The organism is Sphingobium sp. ba1, assembly GCF_000743655.1.
Taxonomy (GTDB): Bacteria; Pseudomonadota; Alphaproteobacteria; order Sphingomonadales; family Sphingomonadaceae; genus Sphingobium.
Genome location: NZ_JPPQ01000035.1, coordinates 1 through 3,710, shown reverse-complemented (window position 1 = coordinate 3,710; position 3,710 = coordinate 1). Strand labels below are relative to the sequence as shown.

Here is a 3,710-nt window from a genome sequence, read left to right as displayed (position 1 = left end):
GCATCCTCATCCTTGTTGATGGCGATGATGGTCTTGCTGTCCTTCATCCCCGCCAAATGCTGGATCGCCCCGGAAATGCCGACCGCCACATAGACTTCCGGCGCGACGATCTTGCCGGTCTGCCCGACCTGATAGTCGTTCGGCACATAGCCCGCATCGACCGCGGCCCGGCTGGCACCGACCGCAGCGCCGAGCTTGTCGGCCAGCGGATAGATGACTTCCTCGAACGTCGGCCCGTCCTTGAGCGCCCGGCCACCCGACACGATGATCTTGGCGCTGGTCAGCTCCGGCCGCTCCAGCTTGGCGATCTCCGCCCCGACAAAGGACGACAACCCCTTATCCCCGGTCGAAGCCACCGCTTCCACCGTGCCCGAACCACCCTCACGAGCCGCCTTCTCGAACGCCGTACCGCGAACGGTGATGACCTTCTTGGCATCCTTGCTCTTGACCGTAGCGATCGCATTGCCCGCATAGATCGGCCGCGTGAACGTGTCTTCGCTCTCGACCGACAGGATATCGCTGATCTGCATCACGTCGAGCAGAGCCGCGACGCGCGGCGCGATATTCTTGCCGTTGCTGGTGGCAGGCGCGATGAAGGCATCATGATGCCCCATCAGTTCGACAACCAGCGGCGCGATATTCTCGGCAAGCGCATGGCCATAGGCGGCATCATCAGCGACATGCACCTTGCCCACGCCCGCAATCTGCGCAGCGGCAGCGGCAACGCCATCGACGCCTTCGCCAGCGACCAGCAGATGCACTTCGCCGAGCTTGGCAGCGGCGGTGATGGCCGAAAGCGTCGCGTCCTTGACCGCGCCGCCCTCATGTTCAACCCATACAAGCGTCTTCATGCGGCAACTCCCATGGCCTTGAGCTTGGCAACCAGTTCATCGACATCGGCGACCTTGACGCCAGCGGTCCGCTTGGGCGGTTCGACCACCTTCAACGTCTCTAGCCGTGCGCCGATATCCACACCATAATCGGCAGGCGTCTTCTGCGCGAGCGGCTTGGACTTGGCCTTCATGATGTTGGGCAGCGACGCATAGCGCGGCTCGTTCAGGCGCAGGTCGGTGGTGATGATCGCAGGCGTCGACAGCTTCACCGTCTCCAGCCCCCCATCGACTTCGCGCGTCACCGACACGCTGTCGCCTTCGACCTCAACCTTCGACGCAAACGTGCCCTGCGGCAGGTTCAGCAGCGCCGCCAGCATCTGGCCGGTCTGATTGCTGTCGTCGTCAATCGCCTGCTTGCCCAGGATGATCAGGCCAGCACCTTCCTCTTCCTGCACCTTGGCGAGCAGTTTCGCGACGGCCAGTGGTTCGACCTCTTCGTCGGTCTGGATCAGGATCGCGCGGTCGGCACCCATGGCGAGCGACGTGCGCAGCGTTTCCTGCGCCTTGGCGACGCCGATCGACACCGCTATCACCTCAGTCGCCACGCCCTTTTCCTTCAGGCGGATGGCTTCCTCGATCGCAATCTCGTCAAACGGGTTCATGCTCATCTTGACGTTCGCCAGATCGACGCCCGTACCGTCCGCCTTCACGCGCGGCTTCACATTATAATCAATCACCCGCTTCACGGGCACAAGGATCTTCATGGCTCGCTCCATTTTTATAATGGTCCGACCATTAAAGAGTGATAGGTGTCTGTCAATCCCGTTCGGTCCGGCCATTGCGCCTTTCTCGGCGTCGGCTATAGATTTGCGCATCTCTATCGGAGCGCACTCTATGGCATCGTCCCCGTCCCCCAAGCCCAGTTTCGCTCCCATCAAGACGCGCCGCGCGTTCGAGGTGATCTGTGAACAGATACGGGAGCAATTGGCGGCGGGGACGCTCAAGGCGGGGGACAAGCTGCCTGCCGAACGGGAATTGGCGGTTGAGTTTCAGGTCAGTCGCAGCGCGTTGCGGGAAGCGCTACGCAGCCTGGAGGTCGCGGGAATCATCCGCAATGTGAAGGGCGCGAAGGGAGGGGCGTTCGTGCAGACGGCCGAGCCGGACCGGATCGTGCAGGCGATGCAGGATTATGTCCATCTGGGTGATATTTCGCTGGGCGAACTGACCGAGGCGCGGCTGGCGTTGCAGGACATCATCGTCCGTCTGGCGTGCGCGCGCGCCACGGAAACCGACCTGGCGGAACTGGAGGCGATTGCCGAACGGACGAAGCGGGAAACCAGCGTGGAGGCGCGCTATGCCTGTGCGGTGGAATATTATGCGGTGCTGGCCCGCGCGACCAAGAACCGCATCTTTGGCATCTTCGTCGATTCGCTATCGGCGATCCTGCACGAATTTGTGCGGGGGCCGGACTATGAGACGTTGCAGCAATCGCTGATCGAATCCCGGTTCAAACTGGTGCGGCATTTGCGGGCGAAGAATGAGGAAGCGGCCGTCGCGGAAATGCGCAAGCATCTGGAGCGGGTGCATCGCCATGTCCGCAAGAACAGCAAGGCCGCAGCCAAGGGCTGATTGACCGCGCCATCGTCGTCGTGCAATAGGTAGGACCATTGAACATATGGCTCGACAGATGGGTGCGGCATGGCAGGTGAAGGCAAGACACAGATGGCGGGTGCGCTGGACGGCGTGCGGGTGCTGGATTTCACCAGCGTCATGGCCGGGCCTTTCGCCACCCGGATGCTCGCAGACTTGGGCGCGGAGGTTATCAAGGTGGAATCGCTTGAGGGCGATCAGGTCCGTGCGCGGCCGCCCAAGCGGGACGGGTATAGCGCCTATTTCGGCAATCTGAACGCGGGCAAGCAGTCCATCGCCTGCAACCTCAAGTCGCCTGAGATCATCGACCTTATCAAGCAACTGGTCGCCACTTGCGACGTGCTGGTGGAGAATTTCCGGCCCGGCGTCATGGCGCGCTTTGGCCTCGACTTTGCGACGCTGGCGGCGATCAATCCGCGGCTCATCTATTGCTCTATCTCCGGCTATGGCCAGACCGGGCCGAAGGCGCTGTTCCCGGCCTATGCGCCGGTGATCCATGCGGCCAGCGGTTTCGACATGGTGAACCTGCGCTATCAGGACGGGGCGGATCGGCCCGCGACCAGCGGCATTTTCATCGCTGACGTGCTGGGCGGCACCCATGCGTTCGGCGCGATCCAGGCCGCGCTCTATCAACGGGAGCGGACGGGGCAGGGGCAGCATATCGACCTGTCGATGCTGGAAGCGATGGTCGGCATGCTGGTGTTCGAGACGCAGGAGGCGCAATTTCCCGGCGACGCGCGGCGGCCGCTCTATACGCCGCTCAAGACCAATGACGGTTTCATCATGGTCGCGCCGACCAGTCCGCGCAATTTCGAGCAATTGTCGGACGCCGTAGGTCATCCCGAATGGCGCGACGATCCGCGCTTCCTGACCAATGCGGATCGCAACGCCAATTGGGCGATGCTGCTAGCGCTGACCGAGCTATGGACGATCAAGCGCAGCGCGGCGGAGGCCGAGGCAGTCTTGTCGCGTCATGGCGTGCCATGCGCCCGCTATCGCGAGATTGACGAGCTGCTGGACGATCCGCAACTGGCGGCGCGGGGCGCGTTCGCGCAAGTGCATGACGATGCGGGTGCCTTCAAGGTGCCCAATCCGCCGTTCCGCATGAGCGGATCGCGGGTCGAGGCGCGGGACCATGTCGCGCAACTGGGCGAGGATGGCGCGGCAGTGCTGGGCGCGTTGGGCGTGAGCGCGGAGGCGGTCGCGGCGCTGCGGGAACGCGGCGAC

The 3,710-nt window shown here is 63.2% G+C and carries 4 protein-coding genes; 2 read left to right on the top strand and 2 right to left on the bottom strand.

The window, feature by feature from the left end; all coding sequences use genetic code 11:
• Positions 1–851 (bottom strand): electron transfer flavoprotein subunit alpha/FixB family protein (locus IL54_RS02445; RefSeq protein ID WP_037472867.1); only part of this gene is annotated, 851 nt, incomplete at its 3' end.
• Positions 848–1,597 carry an electron transfer flavoprotein subunit beta/FixA family protein gene (locus IL54_RS02440; protein WP_037472865.1) on the bottom strand — a complete coding sequence of 250 codons (750 nt, stop codon included), beginning with the start codon at positions 1,595–1,597 and terminating at the stop codon, positions 848–850. The genes IL54_RS02445 and IL54_RS02440, both read right to left, overlap by 4 nt.
• Before the next feature lie 130 nt (positions 1,598–1,727).
• Here IL54_RS02440 and IL54_RS02435 point away from each other — a divergent pair, with 130 nt between their 5' ends.
• The gene (locus IL54_RS02435) at positions 1,728–2,462 is read left to right on the top strand and encodes a FadR/GntR family transcriptional regulator (RefSeq protein WP_037472863.1); all 735 of its coding nucleotides are present in this window, start codon (positions 1,728–1,730) and stop codon (positions 2,460–2,462) included.
• A 69-nt stretch (positions 2,463–2,531) separates the two neighbouring features.
• The coding region (locus IL54_RS02430; protein WP_037472860.1) for a CaiB/BaiF CoA transferase family protein at positions 2,532–3,710 on the top strand (1,179 nt) is incomplete at its 3' end.